This is a genomic window from uncultured Ferrimonas sp. (genome assembly GCF_947489035.1).
Classification (GTDB): Bacteria; Pseudomonadota; Gammaproteobacteria; order Enterobacterales; family Shewanellaceae; genus Ferrimonas.
This window is the reverse complement of record NZ_CANLCI010000054.1, coordinates 1-2,375: the sequence shown is the minus strand read 5'-3', so window position 1 is coordinate 2,375 and position 2,375 is coordinate 1. Positions and strand designations below refer to the sequence as shown.

Sequence of the window (2,375 nt, the reverse complement as noted above, 5' to 3'; positions counted from 1 at the left end):
TCATAGTCACACCTGTTTGTGTATGAGGAGCATGATAACACCTCTAATCAGGTGGCCAGTTTTAGTCTGCCACTACACTGGAACTGCGAATACGATATCGTAGAAATTTATTCCATACGCATGGAAAGGAGTATTTCGCATGCGATACAAATCATCTCCGAGATCTTCAGCCCAGAAAGATTCGCCGCCCACCTCTTCGTTTCTCGGTAGGTCTAAATGAATTTTGGTTAACTTTTCTTCGGTCATATGATTTTACAGCTAACGCCCCAATAAGCGGCGGATAATTGTTGGCTAAAATGTGAAGCGAAGCGAAACCGAGCAAACTGTAAAAAGTCCCGCTTTAATTGCTTGTTATGTTTAAATTTACTCTAAACGAGTAACTATTTTTGCAACCCACTTATCAAGGTATTTGCTAGGAATAAAAGCTAAAAACAAACCCATAATAGGAAATAAACTACTGAATATCGCAGCTATAATTTTAGCACCCTCATCTTTGGTTGGAACGCCATTTATTTCAATTACAGCATTTGGATCTAATGCTGCTTGAAAGAAAACGTAGATCAATATACTTCCGATAATTATTAGTGTTCCACCGCTAAGACGGCTTAAACCTACGATTACATCTACTTTTTTCTTTAATTCAGCGTCCATACTTTCCTTTAAACATAACGCCAAATTGTAGTTGGTTAAAATGTGAAGCGGAGCGGAACCAGCCAACTGTTATTTGTCCCGCTTGAACGGCTTGTTAGGCTTTAGCGTGATTAACCGCACGTTTAACAAAATATAATGCAAAAAGTAAAATTGCGATGTACCTAGGCATTATTGTAGCCAATGTATATGCCAAATCTTGAGGCTGCCCCATTATTACAAATAAATAAATATGTTGAATGAAAAAGGGAACCAACAATGCTAAATAAGGAAAATAACTATTGCTCGAATTGAAATATTTAACTATTAAAACAAATAGGAAGTAAACAATTAATAGTGGGAAGCCAATAGTAATTAGATCTACCATAGCAAATGCAAATGTTGGGTATGCTTTTGCGACTGGAGTCAAGATGCTTGCTGGAATAGCGACAGCAGCACCAATACCTATGATATAAACAGATAAGTATGCGTATAAAACGCCAAGAAAAATAGCCAGCATCGTAATTTTAACTCTATCCATGAGCCTATCTCCTTTGAAAGCCTAACGCCCCAACAAGAGGCAAAAAAAATAGTTGGTTATACTTGTGTATCATGAACAAAACCAACTGTTTTTTGTCCTACTTTAACGACTTGTTAGCTGTAGATTAATTATGCGAATGTTCGTTGCATTTTTGTTTTTTGCCAAAAACATCAAACCAAAAGGTAAGTTCCAAAGCTACACCTAAAACAACAAAGATAGTTACACCTTGTGAAAAACCGTAACCATAAGAAATGAGTGCGGCCAATAATAAACCAGCCAAGATAATCCATTTGTGCAATATTTTCATAAATCCCTCTTATTAAAACAATTAAGTTCCAATTAAATATATGCCCAGTACATTTTTTGAGCAACGTAAAGTTTGTAACATTATGTAATCTCGACAGTGCGATAATACAGCTAACGCCCCGTTAAAGGGCAAATTGTAGTTGGCTAAAATGTGTGGCGAAGCGGAACCTACCAACTGTTATTTGTCCCGCTTGAACAGCTTGTTATGTGCCTGTATAGCTTACTTTTGTTTTAGCCAAATAATCATGTAAACAACGACTTTGCTTACCGAAAATAAACAATGGATTTACAATACCAGATATAAACTGCCCAAAAGATGGTATTAAACCTATTAATTGCATTGGTAACATTCGTTTAAAGTAAATAGTAGTTAAACTAGCTTTTGTGCCATCTAAGTTTTCAATACGAATAGCCATATAACTTTTGCCAATTGTTTGTCCGTAATAGTACAAAAGGTAGCCATGTAAAACCATCGTGGTGAATACGCCGTATATAAATAGAACACCCAATAGAGATAAAGATGGTTCTTTAAATGAATCAAAGCCAACATAATAAATTACAGGAACAAGTGAAATGATTCCAATAACTCCATCTATAATCGCTGCCACTAACCTATCGGACTTAGTGGCTTTTTCTCCGATTTCTTTGGTTGTATCAATTTCTTCGGGGTTTTCAGCTTCTTTTTGACGAATTAGTTTATCTATTTCTTCTGCTCTTTCTGGGTAAACATTTCGATCAATTGATTCTGCGGAAGAATAAAGATCATTTAGAGAATATGATGAAAAATCAATTTTAGAATCCATGCTTAGACTACTCCTTGGCACATAACGCTTTGCTAAGCGGCAATAAAATAGCTGGCTATAATTAGCGAGGAACGAGCAAAAGCCAGCTGTTTTTTGTC

General features: G+C 36.0%; 4 protein-coding genes. All 4 read right to left on the bottom strand.

Annotation, left to right across the window (positions count from 1 at the left end):
* Positions 1-363: 363 nt before the first annotated feature.
* Entirely contained in the window at positions 364-651 is a 288-nt protein-coding gene (locus tag Q0796_RS18015; RefSeq protein WP_298445867.1) for a hypothetical protein, read from the bottom strand.
* A gap of 94 nt (positions 652-745) precedes the next feature.
* A complete protein-coding gene (locus tag Q0796_RS18010; RefSeq protein WP_298445864.1) occupies positions 746-1,168 on the bottom strand; it encodes a hypothetical protein in 423 nt (140 codons plus the stop codon).
* Positions 1,169-1,292: 124 nt separating this feature from the next.
* Positions 1,293-1,475: a hypothetical protein gene (locus Q0796_RS18005; protein WP_298445861.1), complete on the bottom strand. Its 183-nt coding sequence runs from the start codon at positions 1,473-1,475 to the stop codon at positions 1,293-1,295.
* A 202-nt stretch (positions 1,476-1,677) separates the two neighbouring features.
* The coding region (locus Q0796_RS18000; RefSeq protein WP_298445858.1) for an RDD family protein at positions 1,678-2,375 on the bottom strand (698 nt) is incomplete at its 5' end.

Bases quoted from the DNA above. Each gene is read 5' to 3' on its own strand.
- Q0796_RS18015 (WP_298445867.1), bottom strand. From the start codon at position 651: ATGGACGCTGAATTAAAGAAAAAAGTAGATGTAATCGTAGGTTTAAGC.
- Q0796_RS18010 (WP_298445864.1), bottom strand. From the start codon at position 1,168: ATGGATAGAGTTAAAATTACGATGCTGGCTATTTTTCTTGGCGTTTTA.
- Q0796_RS18005 (WP_298445861.1), bottom strand. From the start codon at position 1,475: ATGAAAATATTGCACAAATGGATTATCTTGGCTGGTTTATTATTGGCC.